Origin of the sequence: Frankia casuarinae (assembly GCF_000013345.1) — a bacterium.
Lineage (GTDB): Bacteria > Actinomycetota > Actinomycetes > Frankiales > Frankiaceae > Frankia > Frankia casuarinae.
In genome coordinates, this window is the sequence record NC_007777.1 from 4,873,491 (window position 1) to 4,897,807 (window position 24,317).

Here is a 24,317-nt window from a genome sequence, read left to right on the forward strand (position 1 = left end):
GGGCCAGAACGCGACGGGCCAGAACGCGACGAGACGCGGGAACTGCGTGGAGCCGGTGATGATCGAGGGGTACCGATCGTTCGAGCTGATAGGGCACGGCGGTTTCAGCACGGTCTACCGCGCGGAACAGGAGATATTCGATCGCCGGGCCGCCGTCAAGGTGATGCATTCCGATCTGCGGGATCCCGCGGCCGAGCGTCGTTTCGTGCGCGCATGCAAGGCGACCGGGCGCCCCACCGGACATCCGCGCCAACACGGATACAGCCAGGCATGGGAGTACCTACCGGCTACAGTCGTCACCCTGGACGGACAGAACGAGCCCATTCCGGGGGTACCGGCCTGTTCGGGCTATCTGTAGCCGTTGCGCGAGTACGGCCGGGAACGGGCCCCTCGGTCGAGGCCACACCGTCGAGGCCATGCTGTCCATCCGGCGGAGTCCAAGGTCCATCCGCCGGCCCGTCCGGCACCCGATGTCGGCCGACCGGAGTGCCACGGTCAGATGCCGACGAGACGACGCGGGGACGGGATGGTCTCGACGACCTCGTCCACGACGTCCTCGGCGATGACGCGGCGCAGTTCCGCCTCGGGGCTCAGCACCAGCCGGTGTGCCAGGACCGGCTTGGCCAGCACCTTGACATCGTCGGGGGTCACGAAGGCCCGTCCCTGCGACGCGGCACGCACCTGGACGGCCCGAAGCAGCGCGATACTGCCTCGTGGGCTCGCCCCCAGGCGGACGACATCCGGCAGCGTGCGGGTCGCGGCGACCAGATCGACGATGTACCGCCGGAGGGCGGGTGCCACATGGATGGCGAGTGTCCGGGCCGCGTGGGCCACCACGTCCTCCGCCCGCATCACCGGTCTCAGATCCTCGATGCGCCGACCCACCTGCCGACCATCGAGGATCTCCAGCTCCGCAGCGAGGGAGGGATATCCCATCCGCAGTCGCATGAGGAACCGGTCCAAGCGGGCCTCGGGCAGGCTGTACGTGCCGTCCAGGTCGATCGGGTTCTGCGTCGCGACGACCATGAAGGGCCGCGGTACCGGATAGCCGGTCCCATCGACGGTGACCCGCCCCTCCTCCATGGCCTCCAGCAGAGCCGACTGCGTCTTCGGCGAGGCGCGGTTGATCCCATCGCCGATGACAAGATTGGTGAACACCGGGCCCGCGCGGAGTCCGAACTCGCCGGCACGCTGGTTGTAGACCATCGTCCCGATGATGTCCGCGGGCAGCAGGTCGGGCGTGAACTGGATGCGATGACAGCCGGCGCCCACCGACGCGGCGAGGCTGCGGGCCAGGGAGGTCTTCCCCAGACCGGGGACATCCTCGACGAGGAGATGGCCGTCGGCGAACATACAGATCGTCGCGAGATCCACCACCTCACGCTTGCCGCGGATGACCTTCTCGACGTTTGCGACCACATCATGGAAGGAGGCTGAGAACGTGGCAACCGCGGACCGGTCGCCAGACGTACTGTCGCGGCCGTCGCCCATGCGGGTCACGCGCTGCCTCCTAGCCCAGTGGTGTCGGGGAACGAGGACCGTCCGAGCGATGCGGACAGCGTGCTCAATCACCGGAATGGGCTCCTCGTGGGTTGATGGAGGCGGACCGTGCCGGGCGAGGGGGCAACCGGCCCGGTCCGCCCACGGGCGGCGGGGGGAACCGCCCGGGTACGGCGGCCCGCGGCGGCCGTCGCCGCCGCAGAGCCGATCCGTTCCGCTGCGATAGACGACGAGCCGACCCGCTTCGTTGTTCCATAACCCGACTGAATTGTCGATCCAGTGATCCTATGACCGGATGGTATCGTCGATCGCTTCGATTCGTGCAGATCTTGCTACTCTCCGTAGAGATCTGGGTGTGACATCACGAAAGGCGGCACGAGGGTCGCAACCTGTCGACCGAGAGAGGCGTCTTACGCGACAAGAACGACAACCCCGCCCAGACGGACCATCCCGAGATGGGCAACATCAGCCCAAGATGCTTATGGCCTGTCCGCGTATTGTTGGGTGATACGTGGATATGTGGTGAGCGATGTACCCCTCCTACGGCGCTCACCCGGAGGTGTCTGTGTGGGCGGGGTGGCCCGCCCACACAGACACCGGCACCGCAGCCAGACGGCGTCGGGCCCATGAACGAAAATCGATGGCCAGCCGGTCCAGGCCCCTCAGTTCGACGACGCGGAATCCGACAACGTCGTGCAGGCCGCGGTCGTGCAGGCCGCGGGACCCGGGTCGAAGCCGGCGGTTGCATGGTGAGGACATGGGTGAGGACGAGGTAGGCACCGCTGGGCAGGGCGTCCACGAGGCGGCGGACAATGCCAGGCTTCAGGAACGGTCCGGATGCGGTCGGTGGCGGGCGGCTGGACGGCCGTCGGGCCACCCGGGGCGGTAGGAAAGGAAGTGCGTGCGCACGCGGGCGGTCACCGAGATCCATAAACCCGCGGAGCAAGATCCGTGAACCCGCGGAGGCCCTACGGATAGTGAGGTGCAGAACCCGCGACGCATCATTCGTCACGTTTTGTAGCTTCATCAGAGATACATTAACGCGAAGGAAACACTGATTTACGCCCCAGAAACCCTACCGTGCGAGCCTCCTTCTACGTATCACCCGGCTTCCACCCTCGAGCCGGGCAGGCCAACCGGTAATCTCAGCACGGTGAGGTGATTACAGCTATGCACGACATTGTGACGATAGCCGCCACTATTAACGAGCGTCCCACTCTCGAGGAAACCGACGCGATGCTGGCCGAATTGCGGCGGCTACCACGCGATGGGAAGACCATCGAGCTGATCGATGAACTGCTCGAATTCCGGTCGCTCCTGAAGGCGACGGCCTGAGCTGTACCCCCGGAGCGACCGGAATCGAACGATCGGAACCAGTAATTATCCCGACAACCCGGCGGAGTTTCGTGTTCCGGACGGTGTCGTCGGATCACCCGTCTGTCGGGTTACTGCTGACCCCCGCCGAACGGCTGGCCCTGCTGCTGCTGCTCGCCGCCCAGCCCCGAGGCGAAACGCTCCCCAGCGATTCCTCCACCCTGAACACCCGCGCCTACTCCCGCAAGCTCCAGGAGTCGGTTCTCGACGTACCGCTCGCTGTGGTGCGTCTTGTCCGCGATCCGCTGGACGAGGTCGTTGACGCTCGTCGCAGAGTCAAGGTCCGCCGGGCTCACCTGACCGAACTGGTCAAGGATACGGTAACGAATCTGCCGCCAGTTCTGCCGCAGCTGCTGTTCCACCTGCTGCACCTGCTGCTGTTGAGCCATTTTCCCTCTTTCTCCTCTCGAGCAGAACATCCGGATGCGTGTCGGCCAGCACCGGCCGGCACGGGAGGGACGTTACCGCAGCCGAGTCGGGCGACGTCAAACCCGAGAACCGATATGAATGTATCCTCATGCATCCGACGTCCGGCACCTGCGAGTCGCATTCAGAGCACATCGCTTCGTGCTGGTTGAGAAGATGACCGCAGCAGGGTGGAACTCGCACCAAGGGAACAAAGTGCCGCACTGTACAGGATTCTTGAAATCTCGGTTGAACAACGTTTCAGAGCGGCGGAAATCCTGGACGATGGGCGGGTGGTCATCCGTCCGCATGCCCCTCGGCCTGCCGGCAGGTGCCGGTCCAGAAAAGTCAGTACGTGGACCCCGCCGCCCCGAGAGTTAGACAGACCACCATCAACCCAAACGGACGCTCGCTCAGTGAGCCTCATACCTCATTCGAGTCCCCAGCGGGTGGCGGTGAGGTCGAGGCGGTCCTTGACGAGGTGGCGGCAGGTGCCCTCGACGACGCCGGTCGCGATCGGCCAGCCGTTGGCGAGCGCGGTGTCGTAGCCGAGGTAGGCGGCTTTGGCGGTCAGGTAGGGGGCTTTGGCGGTCAGCCAGTTCCGGGCCAGCTCGACCGCCTGGCGCTCGCCGACCCGCTGCCCGGTGAACCGCTCCACCGTGGCGACCGGCGCCACCCCGGCCCGCGTCTCCCGTTCGGCGAGCCTGTCCAGACAGGCCTGCAGCAGCGCCCGCTGCACCTCCCTGCCCCGATCGTGGATCAGCTCCTCGAGCGCGTCGGCTGTCGACCCCGCCGCGGCGCTGCCCGCCAGGTCCGCCTCCAGCGCGGAGTACAGTGCACGCGCCGCCGCGAACAACCCCGCCCGCGCGGCTTCCGTCGCTACTCTGCGCCTGGCTCTGGGTGCCAGCCAGCGCCCGATCGGCCTGGGCGCACCACGAACATGGTCCCTCGGCGACAGGCCATCGAGCACAGCATCGAAGTCCGTGCACGACCGGCTCGACACCCCAGGTCAGCGGACGCTCCGGCTCGGCCGGGTCGCCGGTGTTGACCTCCAGGCCGTGGATGAACGCGAACATAGCTCGGCCAGGCTGACAGCCGCGCCACGACGATCGGCCCCTCGGCAATGACCTCGTGCCAGGCCTCCGCATACCGACAGGCAAGATTCTCATCGACGGAGGCAATGACGTCGACCGGTGCCGCCGCGCGGACCGGAGATCCTCCACATAGATCAGGAGGACTATTCAGAACCCTTCAATCAAGATCCTTAGCGGCGCCCTGCCCTACGACAATGCATGATCTAGATCATCTGAGCTGAGAGGCCTGGATAAGCCTCCTCGTAGGTGCCCCTGATCGAGGACAGCACGGCCGGCGAGCGCGGTGACCACCAACGTTCACGAGGTCGGATCCGCATGATCGCGCAGCGGCCGAACTGTGGGAAGCCAGGCACGGTTCAGGGACCGCAGACCGTACTCAGGTCCCCCAAATTCACCGGCCGTCGGCTAGGACAGTTCGGCTAGGACGGTTTAAGTAGGTACGGCGATGGTCCAGGGCAGAGGTGGAGGGGCCGATGCAGGACGGATGGCTGGGACGGCTCACCAGAGCGTTCCCCGACGACCCCGGGCTGATCAACCTCAAGGCGGCCGTCCGGGTTGCCTTCATCGCCCCCACGCTGCTGGCCGTCACCTATCTGGCTGGTGGGGACGTGCGGCTGAGCCTGTTCGCCTGGTTCGGCGCCTACACCCTGCTGGAGTTCATCGACTTCACCGGGCCGACCAAGACCAGGCTGTTGGCCTACGTCGCGTTCGTGCTTATCACCGTCTCGCTCATCGTCATCGGCGCGTTGTGCTCCCGGACACCTTGGCTGGCGGCACCGGTGACCGCGCTGGTCGCCCTGGTCGTGCTGTTTTCCGGGGTCCTCAACGCGTATTTCGCCGCCGCCGGACGGGCCACGCTGATGGCCTTCGTCCTGTCGGTGATGACGCCTGGCCCGGTGTCCGCCATTCCGGAACGGCTCGCCGGCTGGGGGGCCGCCATGGTGGTGGCCGTCACCGCGGCCATGGTGCTGTGGACGGAGCGGCCCCCAACACGGCTGCGTGCCGCGCTGGCCCAGGCGTGTCGGTCGATGGCCGCCGGGGTGGCGTGGACGACCATGCCTTTTCCGCAGTCTGACGGGACCGGGGCGGACGGGACCGGGGCGGACGAAGTTCCCCGGATCTGGACCGACGTGTTCCACCTGCGCCGCAGGTTCGCCGAGACCGCGCACCGGCCCAGCGGTGTCGGCGGGCGCACCGCGGCGCTGGGGTATCTCGTCGTGGACGTCAACTGGCTGGTCCCGTTCGCCGAACCGCGTGCGGACCGGAATCGGATCGCGGCGGCATGCTTCCCCCGCGAAGCTGCCGAGATCCACACCGCCGCCGCTGCCACGCTCGCCGCCGCGGCCGATCGACTCGACCGCGGTCCACGGCCGAGCGAGAGGCTCGGCCTGGACCGTTTGGAGCGGGCTGAGCGGAGGATGCGCACGGCCCTGCTGGACTACCTGGAGGGGCAAGTCAGCCGGCCGGCGCCGGACGCTGACGGGTGGAGCGCCCGATCGGCCCAGAAGATGGATGATCTCGTGGTCGCCGAGTCGGAGCAGCCGCCGGCGGACCTCGCGATCGCCGAGGCGTTCCGGCTGCGCAGGCTGGCCCGGGGGACCCGGGAGCTGGCGACGAACGTGCTGCAGGTGACCGCGCCGGCACCGGCGCTGCGCTCCTGGGTGCGGCCGCGTGGCTGGCCCGCCAGGCTAAGGCGGCTCACCCGGCGAGGCGCCGCCGCCACCGATCTGGCCGCCGGATATGCCAGCATCCGGTCGGTGTGGTTCCGCAACAGCGTCCGCGGCGCCGTGGGGCTCGCCCTCGCTGTCGCCCTGGCCCAGAACACCGAGGTGCAGCACGGCTTCTGGGTCGTGCTGGGTACCCTGTCGGTGCTGCGGTCGAACGTGGTGGCGACCAGCTCGACGATCCTGCGGGACCTGCTGGGCACCGGGATCGGCATTGTGGTGGGTGGCCTGTTCGTCGCCCTGATCGGTACCCACACCGTAGTATCGTGGCCGCTGCTGCCGCTGGCTGTGTTCGTCGCCGGCTACATGCGACGGAAGTCGTTCTTCGCGCTGGGCCAGGCAGGCTTCACCGTTGCCATCCTCATCCTTTTCAACATCGTTGAACCATTAGGCTGGCGGGTGGGGCTGGTCCGCATTCAGGACGTTATGATCGGCTTCGGGGTTAGCCTGGCCGTGGGAGCGCTGCTGTGGCCGCGAGGAGCGGCGGCGGTAATCCGGCACCGTGCCGCCGCGGCCTATCGGATGGGCGCGGCTTTCCTCGCCCTGGTCGTCATGCGGGCACCCGGTGATGACGATCCGCCCAGCGCCCGGCCGCGAACCTCGCCCTGGCTGGACCCGGCCTATACCGACATGTCGGGCCATCCGGACGGCCCCGCGGACACCATCGGTGTGCTCGTGAGCCGGGTCGGCGCCTCCCGAACAGCCGGCGCATCCCAAACAGCCGGCGCATCCCGAACAGAGGACGCCGACACCGCGGGCTCGGACGATGCGGCCCTCCGCCGTCCCAGCCGGGACCAGCAGGTGGCCGCCGCGGCCCGCGATGCCATCCGCGCCGGGCGGCTGCTCGACGACGCGGTCCGTCAGTACCTGTCGGAGCAGCCTGACGGCCGGCTCGACGTCGACGCGCTCATGACCGTCGTCGGCGGGGCGCTGCGGCTGCGCCGGACCGCGCAGCTGCTGCACGCCGGCGACGTGCCCTGGCCGGCCGACATCCTGCGGGCCGGGGGCGGCGTCAACATGATCGCCTCGACCATAGAGATCTCCGCCGCGCTGCCCGATCTGGCCGCAGCCCAGGAAGCGGTCACGGTGGAGACGACCGAGCTGTGCGACTGGTATCTGCGGTTCGCCGAGGCACTCGGCGGCGGCAAGCCTCCGCCGCCGGCAGACCCGAACCCCACTCCTGGCCCGGCCAGCATGGCGGCGCTGGCCGTGGTGCGCCATGGCGCCGCCGCGCACCGACGCCCGGAACTACGCGCCGGCGTGGCGCTCGCAGCACGCGCGACCTATCTCGACATCCTGCGTGGTCTGCAACCGATGCTCACTGACGCGGGCCTGGCGCTCGTTCACCAGGGCCCCGCTGGACGCCGCGGCTGGGCGGCCGACGTACGACCCCGGCGGACTCGCCGGATGCCACGCTGATGAACCCATCCGTTCGCTGACTTCGTTACGGTCGCCCGTCGTGGCGCAGGTGCCCCACCTGCGCCACGACGGCCGATCAGTTCACCTGGGCGTGCCGCCGGCCATCGGGCGCCGGGACGAGCCGGCCGCAGGCCGCCGGGTCGGTCGCCTCCTCGGGCAGGGCCGGATTGAGCTCGCTGCGGCCGGGGCCGTCGTAGCGGCCGTTGTGGCTGAAGTCGACACCGTGCTGTTCGATCACGCCCTCACCGGCCCGCAACTGCGCGGCGACCGCCGGGGTGACCGTGAACGTGCGGTGGTAGGTCGCATTCCCAACCGGGAACCTCGCCACCGCCAGCTCGCTGGCCGGGCTGGTGTCGCCGGACGTGGTCAGCGACACCGCGACCGGGCCACGCCACGGGTTGCCGTCAACGGTCCGGAAGTGGCCGTGGACGCCGGTGCCGGTCACGTTCGGCGGTGGACAGACGTGGCGGCCACCGATATGGATGTGCTGCGCGTGCGGCAGAGCCGGCGCCAGCCCGCGACTGAAGATCGAGATGGTGAGTTGGTCGCCCCGCAGGATCGCGGTAGCGGTGCTGCGGGCGCCGGAATGGTTCAACGGCATGAGTGTCGCTTGAAGGAAGGTCTCCGCGGCGCCGGAGCCGGGCGTCGGCCCGCCGCGGCCACCGTCGGCGGCCGCGGGTGTCGCGGCAAGCGCCGACAAGACCCCCAGCCCGACGGCAGGCAGCAGCACCTTTCGAATCAACTGACTACTCACAGTCATGAAGTCATAGAAGGACGTGGGCCCGGACGCGTCAAATCGACCGACCGAAACCTGCGGGGTGCCAGAACTGGGTCATCGGCGTTGATCTAGGCTTTTAGGCGGCCCGTTCGTATTCGTTGATCAAGCCGCCGAGGGCGGGGCGACGTGTGGTCCTTTTCTTGGTCAGATCAGCAACGGGCTGGTCGGGCCGTGGTGGCTGAAGATCGCGGCTACGGTGGGGCGTCGTTCGCTGTAGCGGGCCGCGTAGGCGTCCGCCTGGGAGTTCGGGGCGGGATCGCGACCGCGGTGATGCCGGCGTCGGCGAGGACCGCGTCGGCGAGGACCGCGTCGAACGATGCGGTGAGTCGAACGATGCGGTGAACTGTCCCGCCCGGTCACGGATCAGGAACGGACTTCGGGTGGATGCGGCGCAGCACTGCGACCTCGTGCCGCAGCACGAGCAACTCGATGTCCTTGGATGCCGACGACCGGCCGAGCAGCACCAGCCAGCCCCACACACCCGAACGAAGATCAGACAGAACAGATAGAACAGATAGAACAGCCACACCGACGCAGGTGACCATGATGCCGGCAGCCGCGCCGCACATCGTCCCAGCTCACAGGCCCAAGCCGACTTCTGGCGCCCCACAGGCCGGCCGAGAGTACATGTCCCAGCAGTTGATCCGCCGCTATTTGCGATGATATACCCTAAAATCGGTAGCCGAGGTTGGCCCACAGGCCACACTCCGACTGGATCTTCCTGCTTCGCCGGGTTCGCCCGGCCGAGCCAGCGTAAGGAGAGACGTGGCTGAGCAGCACAATGGCACCGGGAACCCGACGGGCCATTCGAAGATCGACACGACGACGCCGCATTCAGCTCGGATCTGGAACTACTGGATGGGCGGCAAGGACAACTACCCGGTGGACCGCGAGGCCGGCGACGCCTACATCAAGGTGTTCCCGGGGATCGTCACCCTGGCCAAGGAGTCCCGGCGGTTCCTCATCCGGGCTGTGGCCCACCTCGCCGGCGAGAGGGGCGTCCACCAGTTCCTCGACATCGGCACTGGCCTGCCGACGATGCAGAACACCCATGAAGTCGCCCAGCGCATCGCACCCGATTCCCGCATCGTGTACGTCGACAATGACCCGCTGGTACTAGTACACGCCCGCGCCCTGCTGGTCAACACCACACCGGAAGGTGTGACAACCTATCTCGACGCTGATCTCCACGATCCGGACCGGATCATTGCTGGTGCCAAGAACGTACTGAACTTCAACGAGCCGATCGTCGTCATGTTCATGGGGATCCTGGGGCACGTCGCCGACTTTGATGAGGCACGGGCGATCGTGGCGCGGGTGGTGGCCGCCGTCCCGTCCGGCAGCTATCTACTGCTGTGGGACAGCACCAACACCAGCGAGGGCTTCGACGAAGCCCAGCAGGGCTATGACGACACGGGCGCGGTCCCCTACATCCTGCGCAGTCCGGATCAGGTTGCCCGTTTCTTCGACGGTCTGGACCTTCTAGAGCCGGGTGTGGTGTCGATCTCGCAGTGGCAGCCGGACGGCGCCGAGGGCTTTGCCGCAGTGGATGGATACGGCGCCGTGGCCCGTAAGCCGTAGAATTGGATGATCTAACTTTTGAAGGTTTCGCGCGGCCCTACCTACCGATAACGGGGAAGTAACGCAACACGCCCGGGCCCCATCCCTATGTACTCCTCCGGGAGAAACGGCCGCCGCGCGTGCCGTTGCCCGCGTGGGATGGCGCCGACGGCGGGTCGTACGACCTCGTGGCCGCCCTCGCCGGCCGGCGCTGCGCGGGTACGCCGCCAGCGGTTTCACGGCGCCGATCCAGGTGCACCAGCGCAGGGAGGACGACCGCTCGCACCACGAATGCGTCGAGCGCCACACCGACCGCCAGACCCACCCCGAGCAGCTTCAGCGTGCGGGACGGCTGCGCCACGACCACCGACAACGCCAGGATCATGATGAGGTTCATGGTGAGGACGACGTGCCCCACGTCGGCGTGGCCGCGGCTGACCGCGTCGCCTTCGAGCGCCCGCCAGCCTGGCGCATCGGTTTCGCGCAGTCTGCTCAGCAGGCTCAGGTTCATGCCCGGGGATAGGCCGAACCCGACGACCAGCACGAAGACCAGGATGAACGGTTCGATCGGACCGGCCTGGAGGCCCAGTTTCCCGGCGAAACGGTCCTGCTGGAAGACCGTCGCCAGGACACCGACCGTCGCAAGGCCGCACGACAGCTCCGAAACGGCGAGCACGGCGGCGGTGACGCGCGAGGACGCCGTGAGGAAGGTCAGCGCGCCCACCGCGAGCAGGACCACGAACGCGAACATCGGCAGCGCGTCGCGGAAGTCCGCGGCCATGTCGGCGAACAACGCCGCCTGCCCGCCCACGTAAGCGCGGCTCACGGTGGGCCGCAGTACCGCCGGCAGGACGTCGTTGCGCAGTCGGTGCACCAGATCGTAGGAGTCCGTCGACCGGGGCCCCGCCTGCGGCAGTACCTGGATCAGGGCCAGGCCCGACTCGGGACTGTCGAACGAAACGTATGCGTGTTTGACCCCCGGCGTCGTGTTGAGGGCGGCGACGACGTCGGTCACGGCGACGGTCCGGCTGCCCTCCCCCCGGTCGACGACGACGAGCATCGGCCCGTTGAGACCGCTGAAGAAGTCGCGGCTGACCACGTCATACGCGCGTCGCGCGGTGGCCGACGTGGGCTCCGCGCCCGCGTCGGCGCCACCGAGCCGCAGGGTTACCACCGGTGCCGCCATGGCGACAAGCAGCACACACGCCACGGCCACGGCGACAGCCGGGTGGCGCCCCACCTGCCTGGCCCACCACGATCGCACGCCCGGCCGGTGCGGTAGGCCACGACCCGTCGTGGTCAGGGAATGCCGTCCGACCCAGCCCAGCATCCGGGTGCCGCCGAGGACGAGCAGCGCTGGCAACAGCGTGAGGGTGACCAGGGCGCTGAGCACCCCGGCCACCCCGGCCGCGAGGGCGACTCCCGTGAATGGGCCCAGGTCCAGCAGGAGCACGCCGGTCATCGCCACGCTCAGGCACACGCCACCGGAGGCCAGGGCGGCGACCGACTTCACCATCGCCTCGGTGGCCGCGTCGACCGGGCCCACACCCCGTGCCAACGCGGTCTGCGCCCGGTACACGACCAGGACGGACCCGCCCAGGCTGACCCCGAGGGCGATCATGCCGCCAAGCAGAGCGGCGAAGGGAGTAGTCAGGACATGGTGGGACAGTACTGTCGTGACGGCCACGGTGGTGACGGTGGCCATGGCCGCGACGACAGCGGCGATCATGGCGGCCACCCTCGAACGCAGGGTCAGGCACAAGACCGCCAGCGCGACGGCGAGAGCGGCCAGCAGCGGTCGGATCGGGACGCCGGCCGAGGTGAGCGCGGTCGCGCCCGGTCCGCCCAGCTCCACCTGAAGCTCGGGACCGCCGTAGGACCGGGCCGTGGCCGAGACCCGTTTGATCGCGCCGAGGTCGAGTTCGAGCGCCGACGCTTTCATGATTACCGGAGCCACCGCCGTGCGCCCGTCGGCACTGACCGGTGACACACCCAGCACCATCCTGCCTAGTGGTCCGAACGGGTCGGCGACGGTGAGTACCCCCGGCAGCTTCCCGACATCGGCGAGCAGCTCCTCGACCTGTCGGTGCACCAGCGGGTCCGCCAGCGTGCCGCGCCTGGCGTGCAGCACGATCTGTTCGGTGTCCGGCAGGACGCCGCCCGGAATCACCTTGCGCGCCAGATTCATTGCCCGCTGCGACTCGGAACCGGGAACCGTCACATCGTGGCTGTATTGCGCGTGACCCGCGATCACGAAGAACACCGCGGGCAGGAGGAGCACCGCCCACATGCCGACCGCGATCCAGCGACGGCGGGCACACAGACGTGCGACGCCTGTCAACGCAACGATCAGCATGGTTGGCCCTTCGCTATTTTGGACAACCTATCTCGCGGACAAGCAACGTCAATCACTCTTTGGTGGGGCTCTTTGGTGGAGCTCGTCGTCCGATAATTCTGGAGACGATTCACGGGAGACGGCACTTTACGGCGTTCCCGCACGCCTGGCCTCGTGCTCGACCGTACCGCCACGAACTGCCCGACAACCGCTGTGACAAAATTTGTTCACCGATTCCGGCACCACATTTTTCGGTGGCAAGAATGTGGACGGCGGTATCGGTGCCGCTCGGGGTACCCCGATGGCGGCGCTGACCGGGTCGACTGGGTCGACCGGGCCGAGCTGGAGCTCCTCGCCCGCTTCACGATCGAGGAGCGGGTGCCGACACGTCGACCGGTTGTAGGTGCTCGCCGGGTTCGCGCCGGGCAACCGGCGGGGCACGCCACGGGTACCCTTTTGATCTTGCCGGGCCGGCGGCGAACCGGCCGGTGGCCTCAGCGTCTCAGTGCGGCGGTCGGGTATCGTGAGATCGCCCGCCGGCGTGGCGCAATTGGTAGCGCACTCGACTTGTAATCGAGCGGTTAGGGGTTCGAGTCCCCTCGCCGGCTCCAGACAGATGGTCTCTGACCTGCGGTTTTGCGAAATCGAAGATCATCTATTCAAGATCGAAATGGGTTTGTGTGCGCATTGTGTGCGCATTCGGCAATTGTGTGCAGGGAACGATCATGAACGGGGTGTCCTCTCCGGGCGCCTGGGCCGGGACCTGCGGTCGCGACACCGCCCCGACGACGGTTACGTTCCGTTATCGCCTGCCGTTCTGAGGGCGGGTGGGATCGGCGAGAACGATGCGTGGCGGCTGACGGTAGCCGGTCCGCCATCCCACCCCACGCCACCGCGGCACGGGGATCGGACGTTCACGGCGCCGCCAGGGTCGATGGCGGCGCCGTGGACGTGAACATGGCGACGGAGCAAGCAACCCGGTGTTAGCACCGGGGATCGCCGCAGCGTGGAACGGGATCCGCCGTGCCCCCACGGGTCCGCCCCGGTCAGGTCACCCCCGACCCGCACCGGCGACATCGACGCCATGGCCGACGCTATGGGCCTCGACGCGGGTCGCGGCCAGGTACGCCAGATCCGGATAGTCGAGATTCTTCGCGGTGAACGCCGCCGCGACGCATGCTTCGACGAGCGTGTCCAACGCCAGCCGGTGGGCCTGCTCGTCGGCCGCCAGACGGGGCCAGGCGGCGCAGGTGGTGAGCTGAGCTGACCGAGATCCAGCAGGCGGCTACCTCGGCTTACGGCGGCGCCGGTCAAGGGCCGCTATGCCGACCGCGGCCACGGCGACGACGAGCAGGCTGCCACCAAGCTGGACCTCCTGCCAGAGGCGGTCATGCAGCGATGCGCTGGCGCTCACCTTCCGCAGCTCTCTGACCAAGATCAGTGCGATGACGGCGAAAAGACCCGCCTGCTGGGCCAGCATGGACAGCGGCGGACGCACGAGCCGGCGCAACTCCTGGTTTGTTGCTTCCTGGGCGTCCCACCGTTTCTGCTCCGCGGCGGCTCGCTCCGCTTCCCCGATACCGTCGATGATCAGGTTTCGTTCCCGTAGATACTGGTCCTGCAACAGGCCGTGGCTGCCACGGCTGCCGGTCGCGGGCAGGAGCCGCAGCGCGTTGTCGAGGCGCTGTTGCATTGGGCAGAGGCGGGGCGTGGTGGAGCCGTCTCGGGCGGGCGGTCAGATGGCCAGGGTAAGCTCGGTGAAGGCAGCCGTCAGCCGGTTCCGGGGTCGGCATCGACGCCCAGTTCGTAGTGGCCGCGGCGGATGTTCTGCACGAACGCGTGCCCGGAGCCGATGATCTGTACGTAGCGGAGGCGTTTCAGGCCGCGCATCGGCCGTAGTCGTGCCGTGAACCGGCCGTGGTCGGCCTCGAGCGGATTGTTCGCGTACTGGTCGTCGACGTGATGAGCGGCGGGGAGCTGTTCGTCGAGGACTCGTGGGTAGAAGGCTGCCCGGTCGGTGGTCACCTCGACGGGCCGCCGGCCGTGGGACAGGGCGCGGGTGAAGAACCGGCGGGCTGCGGCGAGGTCCCGCTTCTCGGAGGCCAGCACGTCGATGACCTGGCCGGACTGGTCGACGGCCCGGTACAGATAGGTCCATCGTCCAGCGACCTTCACATACGTTTCGTCAACGAACCAACGATCACCCGGTGTGTGCCGGTATGGCCGGGCCGCGTCGACCAGCAAGGGCGTGAAGCGCCGCACCCACCGGTAGACCGTGACGTGGTCGACCTCAAGGCCGCGGTCGGCGAGCGGCTCCTCGACGTCCCGGTACGACAGGGCGTACCGCAGGTACCAGCGGACAGCGAGGACGATCACCTCGGGTGGGAACCGGAACCCCGCGAACTCCGATGTCGGGACCGGTGGACAGGCACGACGTCGACGCATCACACGATCATGACCGGTCGGGAACTGCGAGACAACGGGCTCTGCCGATGCAACAGACCCGGCGCGCTCGCGCGGCACGTGGCTGACCACGACGCAGGGCGCGCCTCATCGCGTCGCTGCGTTCTCGGGTATGTCGACGGGTCCACCATTGATCTCAACGAATTGTCTTTGGAGGATCAACGCGCTTAGGGGCTGTTGTGTCGCGTGCCTCTCCGGTGGCTCTGGGTGGCGGGGTTAGACTCCGACCGGCGGGCCGTTGTGGGCGAGAGGGGACTGGGATGCCGACGGATTCTTTTGTTCACCTCCATGTGCACACTGAGTATTCGATGCTGGACGGTGCGGCGAAAACGGGCCTGCTTTTCAAGGAAGCGGCGAAGTTGGGGATGCCGGCTGTCGGGATGACCGACCACGGTAACATGTTCGGTGCCTACGAATTTTATCAGGGTGCGAAGTCCGCGGGTGTCAAGCCGATCATCGGGATCGAGGCGTACCTGGCGCCCGAGTCGCGCCACCACAAGCGGCCTGTCCTGTGGGGGGAACGCTCGCAGCGCGACGTCGACCCTGCGGGTGAGGGCGGTGACGTGTCCGGTGGCGGCGCCTACACCCACATGACGATGCTCGCAGCCAACGCCGCCGGGCTGCGCAACCTGTTCCGGCTGTCGTCGATCGCGTCGATCGAGGGCTACTACCGCAAGCCGCGGATGGACCACGAGCTGGTCTCCCAGTACTCCGAAGGGATCATCGCGACCACGGGCTGTCCGTCAGGTGAGGTGCAGACCCGGCTTCGTCTGGGCCAGTTCGACAAGGCGCTCGCGGCAGCGGCCACCTACCAGGAGGTCTTCGGCGCGGACAACTTCTTCCTGGAGTTGATGGATCACGGTTTGCCGATCGAGCGCAGCGTCCGCCAGGGGCTGCTCGACATCGGCGACAAGCTGGGGCTTCGCCCGCTGGCCACGAACGATTCGCACTATGTGACCCAGGATCAGGCGGGAAGCCACGAGGTGCTGCTGTGCGTCGGCACCGGTAAAAAACTCGACGATCCGACCCGTTTCAAATTCGACGGATCGGGATATTATCTCAAGTCTTCGGAGGAAATGCGCAACTTGTGGGACAGTGAGGTCCCCGGGGCCTGCGACAGCTCTCTGCTTATCGCCGAGCGCGTCGAGTCCTACGACGATGTTTTCAAGTTTGTGGACCGGATGCCGCGGTACCCTGTCCCCGCGGGTGAGACGCAGCTGTCCTGGCTGCGCAAGGAAATCGACCGCGGACTGACGTGGCGCTTCCCTGCGGGCGTGCCCGCCGATGTGGTCGAGCGCGTCGACTACGAGGTCGGCGTGATCGACAAGATGGGTTTCCCGGCTTACTTCCTGGTCGTCGCCGACATCTGCAAGTTCGCGAGAGATCGGGGCATCGGGCTGGGTCCGGGGCGTGGATCGGCGACCGGGTCGATGATCGCCTACATCCTGGGTATAACCGAGCTGAACCCGATCGAGCACGCGCTGATCTTCGAGCGGTTCCTCAACCCGGAGCGGATCAGCCCGCCGGATATCGACCTGGACTTCGACGAACGTCGACGCGGTGAGGTGATCCGCTACATCACCGAGCAGTACGGCGAGGACCGCGTCGCGCAGATCAACACCTTCGGCACGATCAAGGCCAAGGCCGCGATCAAGGACTCGTGCCGGGTGCTGGGTTACGACTACGCCCTCGGCGACAAGATCTCGAAGGCGATGCCGCCGGATGTGATGGGCCAGGGCATCCCGCTGGCCGGGATCTTCGACCCGAACCATGAGCGGTACGGTGAGGCCGCCGAGGTCCGGGCCCAGTACGAGACCGACACCAAGGTTCGGAAGGTCATCGACACCGCGCGGGGGCTGGAGGGGCTCACCCGCGGCACTGGTGTCCACGCCGCCGGGGTCATCCTGTGCTCGGAGCCGCTGCTGGATGTCCTGCCGATCCATCGCCGCGACAATGACGGCGCGATCATCACCGGGTTCCCGTTTCCTCAGTGCGAGGAGATGGGCCTGCTCAAGATGGACTGCCTCGGGCTGCGGAACCTCACCGTCATCGGTGACGCGATCGAGGCCGTCAAGCGTAACCGCAACGTCGACATCGACCTGTCCACCCTCCCCTTGGAGGACGCCAAGGCCTTCGAGTTGCTCGCCCGCGGCGACACGCTCGGGGTGTTCCAGCTCGACGGCGGACCGATGCGTAACCTGCTGCGCCTGATGGCACCGACGAAGTTCGGCGACATCGCCGCCGTGCTCGCGCTCTACCGGCCCGGCCCGATGGCGGCCAACAGCCACATCGAGTACGCAGACCGCAAGAACGGCCGCAAGGAGATCCTCCCGATCCATCCCGAGCTCGCCGAGGCGCTGGAGCCCATCCTCGGCGAGACCTACCACCTGGTGGTCTACCAGGAGCAGGTCATGGCCATCGCCCGGGAGCTGGCCGGCTACAGCCTCGGCGGCGCCGACCTGCTGCGCCGCGCGATGGGTAAGAAGAAGAAGGAGATCCTGGACAAGGAGTTCGCTCGGTTCTCCGCCGGGATGAAGGAGAGGGGCTACACCGACGCGGCGGTCCAGGCGCTGTGGGACGTGCTTGTCCCGTTCTCCGGCTACGGGTTCAACAAGTCCCACACCGCTGGGTACGGTGTCGTGTCGTTCTGGACGGCCTACCTCAAGGCCAACTACCCGGCCGAGTTCATGGCGGCGCTGCTGACGTCCGTCGGTGACGACAAGGACAAGATGGCGGTGTACCTGGCGGAGACCCGCCGGATGGGTATCCAGGTCCTGCCCCCCGACGTCAACGAGTCGGACCTGCGGTTCGGTGCGGTCGGGGACTCGATCCGCTTCGGCCTGGGGGCCGTCCGTAATGTGGGGGAGAACGTCGTCGCCTCGATAGCCGCCGCCCGGCGGAGGAAGGGCGCGTATGAGTCGTTCGCCGACTTCCTGCAGAAGGTCGACATCGGGGTGTGCAACAAGCGCACCATCGACTCGCTGATCAAGGCCGGGGCGTTCGACTCGCTGGGCCATCACCGCCGGGTGCTGGTCAACGTACACGAGAACGCGATCGACGCGGTGATCATCACGAAGCGGGCCGAGGCCATCGGCCAGTTCGACCTGTTCGGCGACGGGGGCGCCGGCGAGGAGGAGGAGAGCCCGGGGCTAGGACTCGACCTGGACCTGTCCGGCCCCGAATGGCCGAAGAAGGAGCTGCTGGCTCAGGAACGCGACATGCTCGGCCTGTACGTGTCCTCGCATCCGCTCGAAGGCGCCGAGCGGGCGCTGGATCGCCACCGCGACACCCGGATCGTCGACCTCGCCGAGGCCAACGACGGGACGACCGTACAGATCGCCGGTATCATCAGCAAGATCGACCGGCGGATCAACAAGAACACCGCCAAGGCGTGGGCGATCGTGACCGTCGAGGATCTCGATGCCTCCGTCGAGGTGCTGTTCTTCCCCCAGTCCTACGAGGTCCATTCGTACGCGCTCGCGACCGACGCGGTCATCTCGGTGCGGGGCAGGATCAACGAGCGGGAGGGGTCGGTCTCGCTGTTCGCCCAGGACCTGACGGTGGTCGATGTCGCGACGCACGTGAACGGGCCGCCGGTCGTCATCACTCTGCCGTCACACAAGATCACACCACCGCTGGTCGATGACCTCAAACTCGTCCTGACGACCCATCCCGGGACAACTCCGGTGCACCTGCGTCTCGAAGGCCCGCAGAACACGCATCTGCTCCTGCTCGAACTCCAGGTGCAGGCGAGTAGTTCGCTGCTCGGGGACCTCAAGGCCCTGCTGGGTGCCCGAGCGGTCACCGTATGAGCGACCCGTCGCCGGAGGCGGGACAGCCTGCCGAGGTTGTGGGGTGCCAGAAGTCGGCTTGGGCCCGTGAGCTGGGCTGACGCGCTGACGCGCTGACGCGGTGGAGCGGGCTGCCGGCATGATGGTCAGCTGTGTCCATCGGCGCTGTTGCATTGGGCGGAGGCGGGGCGTGGTGGAGCCGTCTCGGGTGGGCGGTCAGATGGCCAGGGTGAGTTCGGTGAAGGCAGCCGTCAGCCGGTTCCGGAGGTCGGCATCGACGCCCAGTTCGTAGTGGCCGCGGCGGATGTTCTGCACGAACGTGTGCCCGGAGCCGATGGTCTGTGCGGAGCGGAGGCGTTTCAGGCCGCGCATCGGCCGTAGTCGTGCCGTGAACCGGCCGTGGTCGGCTTCGATCGGATTGTTCGCGTACTGGTCGTCGACGTGATGAGCGGCGGGGAGCTGTTCGTCGAGGACTCGTGGGTAGAAGGCTGCCCGGTCGGTGGTCACCTCGACGGGCCGCCGGCCGTGGGACAGGGCGCGGGTGAAGAACCGGCGGGCCGCGGCGAGGTCCCGCTTCTCGGAGGCCAGCACGTCGATGACCTGGCCGGACTGGTCGACGGCCCGGTACAGATAGGTCCATCGTCCAGCGACCTTCACATACGTTTCGTCGACGAACCAACGATCACCCGGTGTGTGCCGGCATGGCCGGGCCGCGTCGATAAGCAGCGGGGTGAACCGGCGCACCCACCGGTAGACCGTGACGTGGTCAACGTCGATGCCGCGTTCGGCGAGGAGTTCCTCGACGTCACGGTACGACAAGGCGTACCGCAGGTACCAGCGGACTGCCAGGATGATCACCTCGGGTGGGAACCGGAACCCGGCGAACTCCGATGTCGGGACCGGTGGACAGGCACGACGTCGACGCATCACTCGATCATGACCGGTCGGGAGCTGCGGGACAACGGACTCTGCTGATGCGACAGAGCCGTCCCGGCTGCGTCGGGTGCCCTGGAGTTCGGACTGCGTGAGAAGCCGGATGCGGAGAGCACTGATCGGGTATCCTGACGGCGGTTCCGGCGACTTTCCTCGGCCGATGTGTCTGGCCACATGCTGCGGGAGGCGCGGTGCCCAACCCTGGGGGAGCCTCCGCCGGACGCAACAGCGTCCCTGTTGAGGGTCCGCCGTAGACTCGTGGTTATGACCACCGCCAGCCGCATCACGGCTGACCCGGCCATCATGGCGGGCGCGCCGGCGATTCGCGGTACCCGGGTTACTGTGTCCGCGGTGCTGGGCCAGCTTGCGGCTGGCTCGACGGTCGAGGAACTGCTCGCCGACTACCCGTCGCTCACCCGCGACGACGTGCTCGCAGCTCTCGCGTTCGCCGCGGAGACGATGCCGCAAGAGCGCCCGTTCATCGCCGCATGAGGTTTCTCGTCGACGAGAACCTCTCGCCGCGGGTCGCCGAACTGCTGTGCGACAAAGGCATCGACACGACACACGTCCTCGATCACGGGCTCGGTGGTTCCCCTGACACCGAGGTCAGCACGTTCGCCGTCACCGAGAGACGTTCGATCATCTCCGCCGACAGCGACTTCACTACTTTGCTCGCGCTCAGCCGCGGCACCGCTCCCTCGCTCGTCCTGCTCCGCTCCGGCGACCAGCTCAAGCCCGACGCGCAAGCCGCCCTGTTGCTGGCAAACCTGCCCGCGCTGGAAGACGATCTCGAACAGGGCGTGGTCGTTTCGCTCAGCACCACCCACGTGCGGGTCCGTCGACTCCCGCTCCGCTGAGCACTGCTGCGCCCGATCCGGCCCGTAGTCTGCCTGCAGATCCCGCACCAGGGGTCTGTTGCATCGGCGGAGTCCGCTGTCCCGCGGCCGCCGATCGGTCATGATCGAGTGATGCGTCGACGTCGTGCCTGTCCACCGGTCCCAGTGTCGGAGTTCGCCGGCTTCCGGTTCCCACCCGAGGTGATCGTCCTCGCCGTCCGCTGGTATCTGCGGTACGCGCTGTCCTACCGGGATGTCGAGGAGCTTCTGGCTGAGCGCGGCATCGACGTTGACCACGTCACGGTGTACCGGTGGGTGCAACGATCGCACGAACTACACTTTTTGTATGGCAAAGTTGAACGGTTTGCGACTTGGTCTGTACACCCGGTACTCGGAACTGGTCGGTGGGGATGACGCGCTAGAACGCCAGGACGAAGACGGGTACGAGTTCGCCGAGGAGAACGGCGCGACGATCGAGAAGGTCTACCAGGAGAAGAAGTCCGCCTGGAAGAAGAAGACGATCGTGTTGGAAGACGGCACGATGATCTCTCGTGTGATCCGCCCGGACTACGCTGAATTGTTGGCCGATCTGCGGTCCGGGTTTCTGGACGGGGCGATCGTGTGGGACCTGGACCGTCTCACCCGGGACCTACGCGATCTGTGAAGACGCGATCGAAGTCGTCGAGCTGTACGGCCGCCCGATCGTCGGGCCCGGAGTCGATCTGACCACCGAGTACGGGAAGGCGAACGCCCGCGCGCAGGCGGTCGCGGCGAACAAGGCCAGCGCGGACACCTCCCGCCGGGTCCGCCGGTCCCACAAGCAGCGCGCCGAACGAGGAGTGCCGGTGGGGGGCAGCCGTCCGTTCGGCTGGAAGGACGACAAACGCACGTTGGATCTCACCGAGGCCAGGATTCTGCGGGAAGGGGCCCGCAGAATCCTGGCCGGGGTGCCGGTCATTGACCTGGTGAACGAGTGGAACGCCGCCGGTGTCCGCGGGACCCGGGGGAAGAAGTGGACCAAGAGCAGCGTGTTGAAGGTCTACCGCAACCCCCGGATCTGCGGCCTACGCGGCCGGGGGGTCGAGGAACCCAACGTCAACGGCCATGTTGCGAAGTACATGCAGGTCGTCACCCGCAAGGAACGCACCCCGGACGGGCGGACCATCGAAGTCCCGGTGAAGGGCCAGTGGAAAGCGATCATCGGTGTACGCCGGTGGGAACAGGTGATCGCCAAGATCGGGGGCCGGACCTATGCCCAGCAGGGGCATAACTCCCGCCGCTACCTGCTCAGCGGCGTGGTGGCGTGCGGCCGGTGTGGCCGGTCGATGTTCGGGTCACCGCCGTACCGGGAACGCAAGCACGCGATCTACCGGTGCCCCGCGCCGACGCAGGGAGGGTGCGGGAAGGTCTCCCGCCACGGCCCCCACACCGATGATCATATTCTGGCGGCGCTGTTCAACAAGATCGAGTTGGAGACCGCGAGCGCCGTGGTGGAGGTTGCCCCGTGGGAGGGGGAAGCCGCGCTGGCCGAGGTGCAGGAGAGCATCACCGCGACCCGGGCCGCGTGGACGTCGGTGCCCCGGCGGATCTCCCCGAAGGACTACTTCCCGACCATGGAAGAGCTCAGGGAGCAGGAAGAAGCCCTTCTCAAGGGACGGAACGATCATTTGGTGGCCACGGCGAACGCGCACGCCCGCCCCGCCGATGTCCGCGCCGAGTGGGACACCTACTCGCTTGCCCGCCAACGCGCGATCATCAAAGAGCATCTGATCGCCGTGGTCGTTCACCCCGCCGGCAGGGGCCGCAGGTTCGACCCCGACCTGTTGGACCCGGTCTGGCGAGAAGAGACCTAACCGCCGGGATCGTCGGCCAGGACCAGCCCGAGCAGCGCCGCGACCCGGCGCCGTTTCTCCCGCGACCACACCGGAGCCGCCAACGCCTGACGCCGCCCCCATTCCTCCGCCGCATCGGAGAACACCCGCCGAGACCGCGCCGAACCCGGCACCGGTACCGGTCGGGTGCCGGCCCGCCCACCCACCCGCACCGTGGTCACGTTCCGCGGCGCACCCCCGGTAGCCATCGGGGCAGAAACAGTCGAGGAGCTACCGGAACCTTCGGTGCTCGCCTGCTGGCCAGCCACGGCAGAGGCCGCCTCATCGGCGCCGGTGTCGGCATCGTCGGGGGTGTCGTCGAACAGCGAGAGCTGAACAGAAGCTTCGCTGCTCATAGCCCGGCCAGCCACACGTCGGAACCCGATCCAGCCGCCGGCACCGACATCCCGTCAGGTGGATCATCACCGTGATCCCCGGCATATAGACCACGCCCCGCGTAGGTCCATGCCCCGAGGGCCAACGTGTCGGGATCGCCGTCCGGACGGCCGAACGCATCCACCGGCACCCGGCCCGACATCGCCGCACCGATCGTGCGCGACCAGACTCGCCGCACCGTCCGCAGCGCACCAAACGTGGTCGAGTACCGCCGCGACTTTGACAGCCAGTGACCACCAAAGCCCATTTGGTGAGACCAGCGGACCAGTCGCGGGACATCGCCGGAGTCCCGGCCGAGTGCCGCATCCAACGCCGCCGTGAACGTGGCGTCGTGGCCGAGCCGCCAGCAGGTCTCCACCAACCGGCGCACATGCGGAACCAGGACCAGCCGGCCGAGTGCGGCCAGCGACCGCACCGGATGATCCAACGCCCCACCGGCCGCCGCAGACTTCGTGATGTACTTCGCCAGGTAGTTACTGACCCGCCCGACGTCGGTGGGCCCATCCAGCGCGATACGCCGGATATCGACCTGCACACCCCAGCGCACCGCCCACCCATCCCCGGCACCAGCGCCGGCGTCGAGGGTGGCCGCGTCCGGATCGGGAGCAGGCACCGAAACCGACCCGACCACGCCCCGCAGAGCGTCCGCGACCAGCTCACCAGCCGCCCACGCCGGAGGAGCCGAGCCGGGACCGTCCGGACCGTCCACCCGGACCACCACATGCAGATGCACGACCCCGCGTTGTTGCATTTCCGCGACCTTGACGAAGCTCAACCGCGCCGCACGGCGCAGCCCCGCCACCGTCAGACCGGCCGCCGCCGCCACCGCCGATTCCGTCGCGTCCCGCGTGGCCTTCCACAACCGGGGAACAAGCGCGTTCCAGACCACCGACCGGCCGTAGCCGTAGCAGTCCGGGCAGATCGGGGAACCGAGCCGGGAATCATCCTCGCGGTGCCGCTCATGACAACCCGCCGGTTTCCCGTGCGGGCACAGTCCCCGCCGGGGGTGACATGCCTGCACTGGACCGGTTTTCCCGCCGTACTGGCGGCGGGAATGCACCGGCCCGAACGACGGCGCGGTCAGGGTGACGAACCACGCCGGATGCCCGGTCACCGTCTCCGGCACGCCCTTGCCGCCCGCGAGCCCAGCCAGGACCAGCCGCCAGGCGTCCCGCTTGTAGACCGCCGAGCACGCCGGGCACGCCGACTCACGCCGGTTGTTGCACCGCACATGCAACACGCCGCCCGGCTCACCCGCCGAGGTGAACGCGCGGCGGACCTCACCGGTACCAACATCCACATGATCGACATGGCCGGAGAGGCGGATCGGCCGGGAACAGCCACCCGCGACCGGCCGGTTTTCGGGCAAGCTCACGCCCACGTCCACGGAAATTCACCGCGTCCTTTCACCGCACAGGCGCAGCCCGACCCGGACGAACCCACAGGCCGGCCGCAGCGCCACACGGAAACGAGAACGAGACAGAAAAAGACCGGAAGATCAACAGCGGCGGACCTCAGCCGCCAGCCGGAGCTACCCGGTCAACCCGTGAACGAGAGAGAACCTGATCACCGACAGGACACGCCACATGCGGCACATCTGCACCCCAGACGGAACGTCAACACGACTGGACGCGAACCACGAGGACACGTGGCCCACGGTGCAGCAGCCCGAGCCCGGTCCTGCCGCTCCCAGGCGGCTCAACGCGGACAGCTCGTCTATGTGGCGTACTGCCTTACATGGCGCAGGGACCGGAGCCCCTCGAATGCCTACATCTACTATACCTATGTCCGTACGAAGATTCTACCTTTTTGAATGAATCGGCGAGCCGTCGAACCTA

At 67.6% G+C, this 24,317-nt stretch carries 19 protein-coding genes, 1 tRNA gene and 3 pseudogenes; 11 read left to right on the forward strand and 12 right to left on the reverse strand.

Going from position 1 to position 24,317, the window contains the following annotated elements; translation table 11 throughout:
- Window positions 1–46 precede the first annotated feature (46 nt).
- On the forward strand, window positions 47–358 hold the full coding sequence (locus tag FRANCCI3_RS28425; RefSeq protein ID WP_035732692.1) for a hypothetical protein: 312 nt from the start codon (window positions 47–49) through the stop codon (window positions 356–358).
- A gap of 137 nt (window positions 359–495) precedes the next feature.
- Here the strand turns inward: FRANCCI3_RS28425 and FRANCCI3_RS20565 are convergent, their stop codons facing one another.
- Complete coding sequence (locus FRANCCI3_RS20565; protein WP_011438438.1) at window positions 496–1,491, reverse strand: AAA family ATPase; 996 nt, start codon at window positions 1,489–1,491, stop codon at window positions 496–498.
- A gap of 1,179 nt (window positions 1,492–2,670) precedes the next feature.
- Here FRANCCI3_RS20565 and FRANCCI3_RS27180 point away from each other — a divergent pair.
- A complete protein-coding gene (locus tag FRANCCI3_RS27180; protein ID WP_023841005.1) occupies window positions 2,671–2,835 on the forward strand; it encodes a hypothetical protein in 165 nt (54 codons plus the stop codon).
- Window positions 2,836–2,945: 110 nt separating this feature from the next.
- Here the strand turns inward: FRANCCI3_RS27180 and FRANCCI3_RS20570 are convergent, their stop codons facing one another.
- Window positions 2,946–3,263, reverse strand: a complete 318-nt coding sequence (locus tag FRANCCI3_RS20570; protein ID WP_023841006.1) for a hypothetical protein — start codon at window positions 3,261–3,263, stop codon at window positions 2,946–2,948.
- 449 nt (window positions 3,264–3,712) lie between these two features.
- A pseudogene (locus FRANCCI3_RS29225) lies at window positions 3,713–3,862 on the reverse strand (ISKra4 family transposase); the annotation flags it as partial.
- 984 nt (window positions 3,863–4,846) lie between these two features.
- On the opposite strand from FRANCCI3_RS29225, the gene FRANCCI3_RS20580 reads away from it, so the two are divergent.
- On the forward strand, window positions 4,847–7,516 hold the full coding sequence (locus FRANCCI3_RS20580) for an FUSC family protein (RefSeq protein ID WP_011438441.1): 2,670 nt from the start codon (window positions 4,847–4,849) through the stop codon (window positions 7,514–7,516).
- A 76-nt stretch (window positions 7,517–7,592) separates the two neighbouring features.
- Here FRANCCI3_RS20580 and FRANCCI3_RS20585 read toward each other — a convergent pair whose 3' ends face one another.
- Together FRANCCI3_RS20585 and FRANCCI3_RS28430 are read right to left on the reverse strand one after the other, a co-directional pair.
- Window positions 7,593–8,246 carry a hypothetical protein gene (locus FRANCCI3_RS20585; RefSeq protein ID WP_235608997.1) on the reverse strand — a complete coding sequence of 218 codons (654 nt, stop codon included), beginning with the start codon at window positions 8,244–8,246 and terminating at the stop codon, window positions 7,593–7,595.
- A 404-nt stretch (window positions 8,247–8,650) separates the two neighbouring features.
- Window positions 8,651–8,863, reverse strand: coding sequence for a hypothetical protein (locus FRANCCI3_RS28430; protein ID WP_011438443.1), 213 nt, complete (start codon window positions 8,861–8,863; stop codon window positions 8,651–8,653).
- A gap of 196 nt (window positions 8,864–9,059) precedes the next feature.
- On the opposite strand from FRANCCI3_RS28430, the gene FRANCCI3_RS20590 reads away from it, so the two are divergent.
- Window positions 9,060–9,875 carry an SAM-dependent methyltransferase gene (locus FRANCCI3_RS20590; protein WP_011438444.1) on the forward strand — a complete coding sequence of 272 codons (816 nt, stop codon included), beginning with the start codon at window positions 9,060–9,062 and terminating at the stop codon, window positions 9,873–9,875.
- A gap of 85 nt (window positions 9,876–9,960) precedes the next feature.
- Here FRANCCI3_RS20590 and FRANCCI3_RS20595 read toward each other — a convergent pair whose 3' ends face one another.
- Complete coding sequence (locus FRANCCI3_RS20595) at window positions 9,961–12,210, reverse strand: MMPL family transporter (RefSeq protein ID WP_011438445.1); 2,250 nt, start codon at window positions 12,208–12,210, stop codon at window positions 9,961–9,963.
- Window positions 12,211–12,724: 514 nt separating this feature from the next.
- Here FRANCCI3_RS20595 and FRANCCI3_RS20600 point away from each other — a divergent pair.
- Window positions 12,725–12,800, forward strand: a tRNA-Thr gene (locus FRANCCI3_RS20600).
- Window positions 12,801–13,240: 440 nt separating this feature from the next.
- On the opposite strand, the gene FRANCCI3_RS27185 is transcribed toward FRANCCI3_RS20600, so the two are convergent.
- The 3 genes and pseudogenes from FRANCCI3_RS27185 to FRANCCI3_RS20610 all read right to left on the reverse strand — a co-directional run bounded on the left by FRANCCI3_RS27185 (window position 13,241) and on the right by FRANCCI3_RS20610 (window position 14,634).
- Window positions 13,241–13,387 carry a hypothetical protein gene (locus tag FRANCCI3_RS27185; protein ID WP_011438446.1) on the reverse strand — a complete coding sequence of 49 codons (147 nt, stop codon included), beginning with the start codon at window positions 13,385–13,387 and terminating at the stop codon, window positions 13,241–13,243.
- Window positions 13,388–13,474: 87 nt separating this feature from the next.
- The gene (locus FRANCCI3_RS20605; RefSeq protein ID WP_011438447.1) at window positions 13,475–13,882 is read right to left on the reverse strand and encodes a hypothetical protein; all 408 of its coding nucleotides are present in this window, start codon (window positions 13,880–13,882) and stop codon (window positions 13,475–13,477) included.
- A gap of 42 nt (window positions 13,883–13,924) precedes the next feature.
- A pseudogene (locus tag FRANCCI3_RS20610) lies at window positions 13,925–14,634 on the reverse strand (IS6 family transposase).
- 278 nt (window positions 14,635–14,912) lie between these two features.
- On the opposite strand from FRANCCI3_RS20610, the gene dnaE reads away from it, so the two are divergent.
- A complete protein-coding gene (gene dnaE / locus FRANCCI3_RS20615; RefSeq protein WP_011438449.1) occupies window positions 14,913–18,464 on the forward strand; it encodes a DNA polymerase III subunit alpha in 3,552 nt (1,183 codons plus the stop codon).
- A 195-nt stretch (window positions 18,465–18,659) separates the two neighbouring features.
- On the opposite strand, the gene FRANCCI3_RS20620 is transcribed toward dnaE, so the two are convergent.
- Window positions 18,660–19,370 carry an IS6 family transposase gene (locus tag FRANCCI3_RS20620; protein WP_011438450.1) on the reverse strand — a complete coding sequence of 237 codons (711 nt, stop codon included), beginning with the start codon at window positions 19,368–19,370 and terminating at the stop codon, window positions 18,660–18,662.
- A 270-nt stretch (window positions 19,371–19,640) separates the two neighbouring features.
- Here FRANCCI3_RS20620 and FRANCCI3_RS20625 point away from each other — a divergent pair, with 270 nt between their 5' ends.
- The 5 genes and pseudogenes from FRANCCI3_RS20625 (at window position 19,641) to FRANCCI3_RS20640 (ending at window position 22,065) form a co-directional block, all read left to right on the forward strand.
- Window positions 19,641–19,868 (forward strand): DUF433 domain-containing protein, encoded by a 228-nt coding sequence (locus FRANCCI3_RS20625; RefSeq protein ID WP_023842258.1) that lies wholly within the window; start codon window positions 19,641–19,643, stop codon window positions 19,866–19,868.
- Window positions 19,865–20,233, forward strand: a complete 369-nt coding sequence (locus FRANCCI3_RS20630) for a DUF5615 family PIN-like protein (RefSeq protein WP_011438451.1) — start codon at window positions 19,865–19,867, stop codon at window positions 20,231–20,233. Before FRANCCI3_RS20625 ends, FRANCCI3_RS20630 begins: the two co-directional genes overlap by 4 nt.
- A gap of 111 nt (window positions 20,234–20,344) precedes the next feature.
- Window positions 20,345–20,536 (forward strand): annotated as a pseudogene (locus tag FRANCCI3_RS25730) (IS6 family transposase); the annotation flags it as partial.
- 22 nt (window positions 20,537–20,558) lie between these two features.
- Window positions 20,559–20,876 carry a recombinase family protein gene (locus FRANCCI3_RS20635; RefSeq protein ID WP_035912346.1) on the forward strand — a complete coding sequence of 106 codons (318 nt, stop codon included), beginning with the start codon at window positions 20,559–20,561 and terminating at the stop codon, window positions 20,874–20,876.
- A 181-nt stretch (window positions 20,877–21,057) separates the two neighbouring features.
- Window positions 21,058–22,065 (forward strand): recombinase family protein, encoded by a 1,008-nt coding sequence (locus tag FRANCCI3_RS20640; RefSeq protein WP_011438453.1) that lies wholly within the window; start codon window positions 21,058–21,060, stop codon window positions 22,063–22,065.
- Here the strand turns inward: FRANCCI3_RS20640 and FRANCCI3_RS20645 are convergent.
- Both FRANCCI3_RS20645 and FRANCCI3_RS20650 read right to left on the reverse strand, forming a co-directional pair.
- Entirely contained in the window at window positions 22,062–22,439 is a 378-nt protein-coding gene (locus FRANCCI3_RS20645; protein WP_011438454.1) for a hypothetical protein, read from the reverse strand. The two genes, FRANCCI3_RS20640 and FRANCCI3_RS20645, sit on opposite strands and share 4 nt — an antisense overlap.
- Window positions 22,436–23,854, reverse strand: coding sequence for a replication initiator (locus FRANCCI3_RS20650; protein WP_023841925.1), 1,419 nt, complete (start codon window positions 23,852–23,854; stop codon window positions 22,436–22,438). The genes FRANCCI3_RS20645 and FRANCCI3_RS20650 overlap by 4 nt, the downstream gene beginning before the upstream one ends.
- Between the last annotated feature and the right edge of the window lie 463 nt (window positions 23,855–24,317).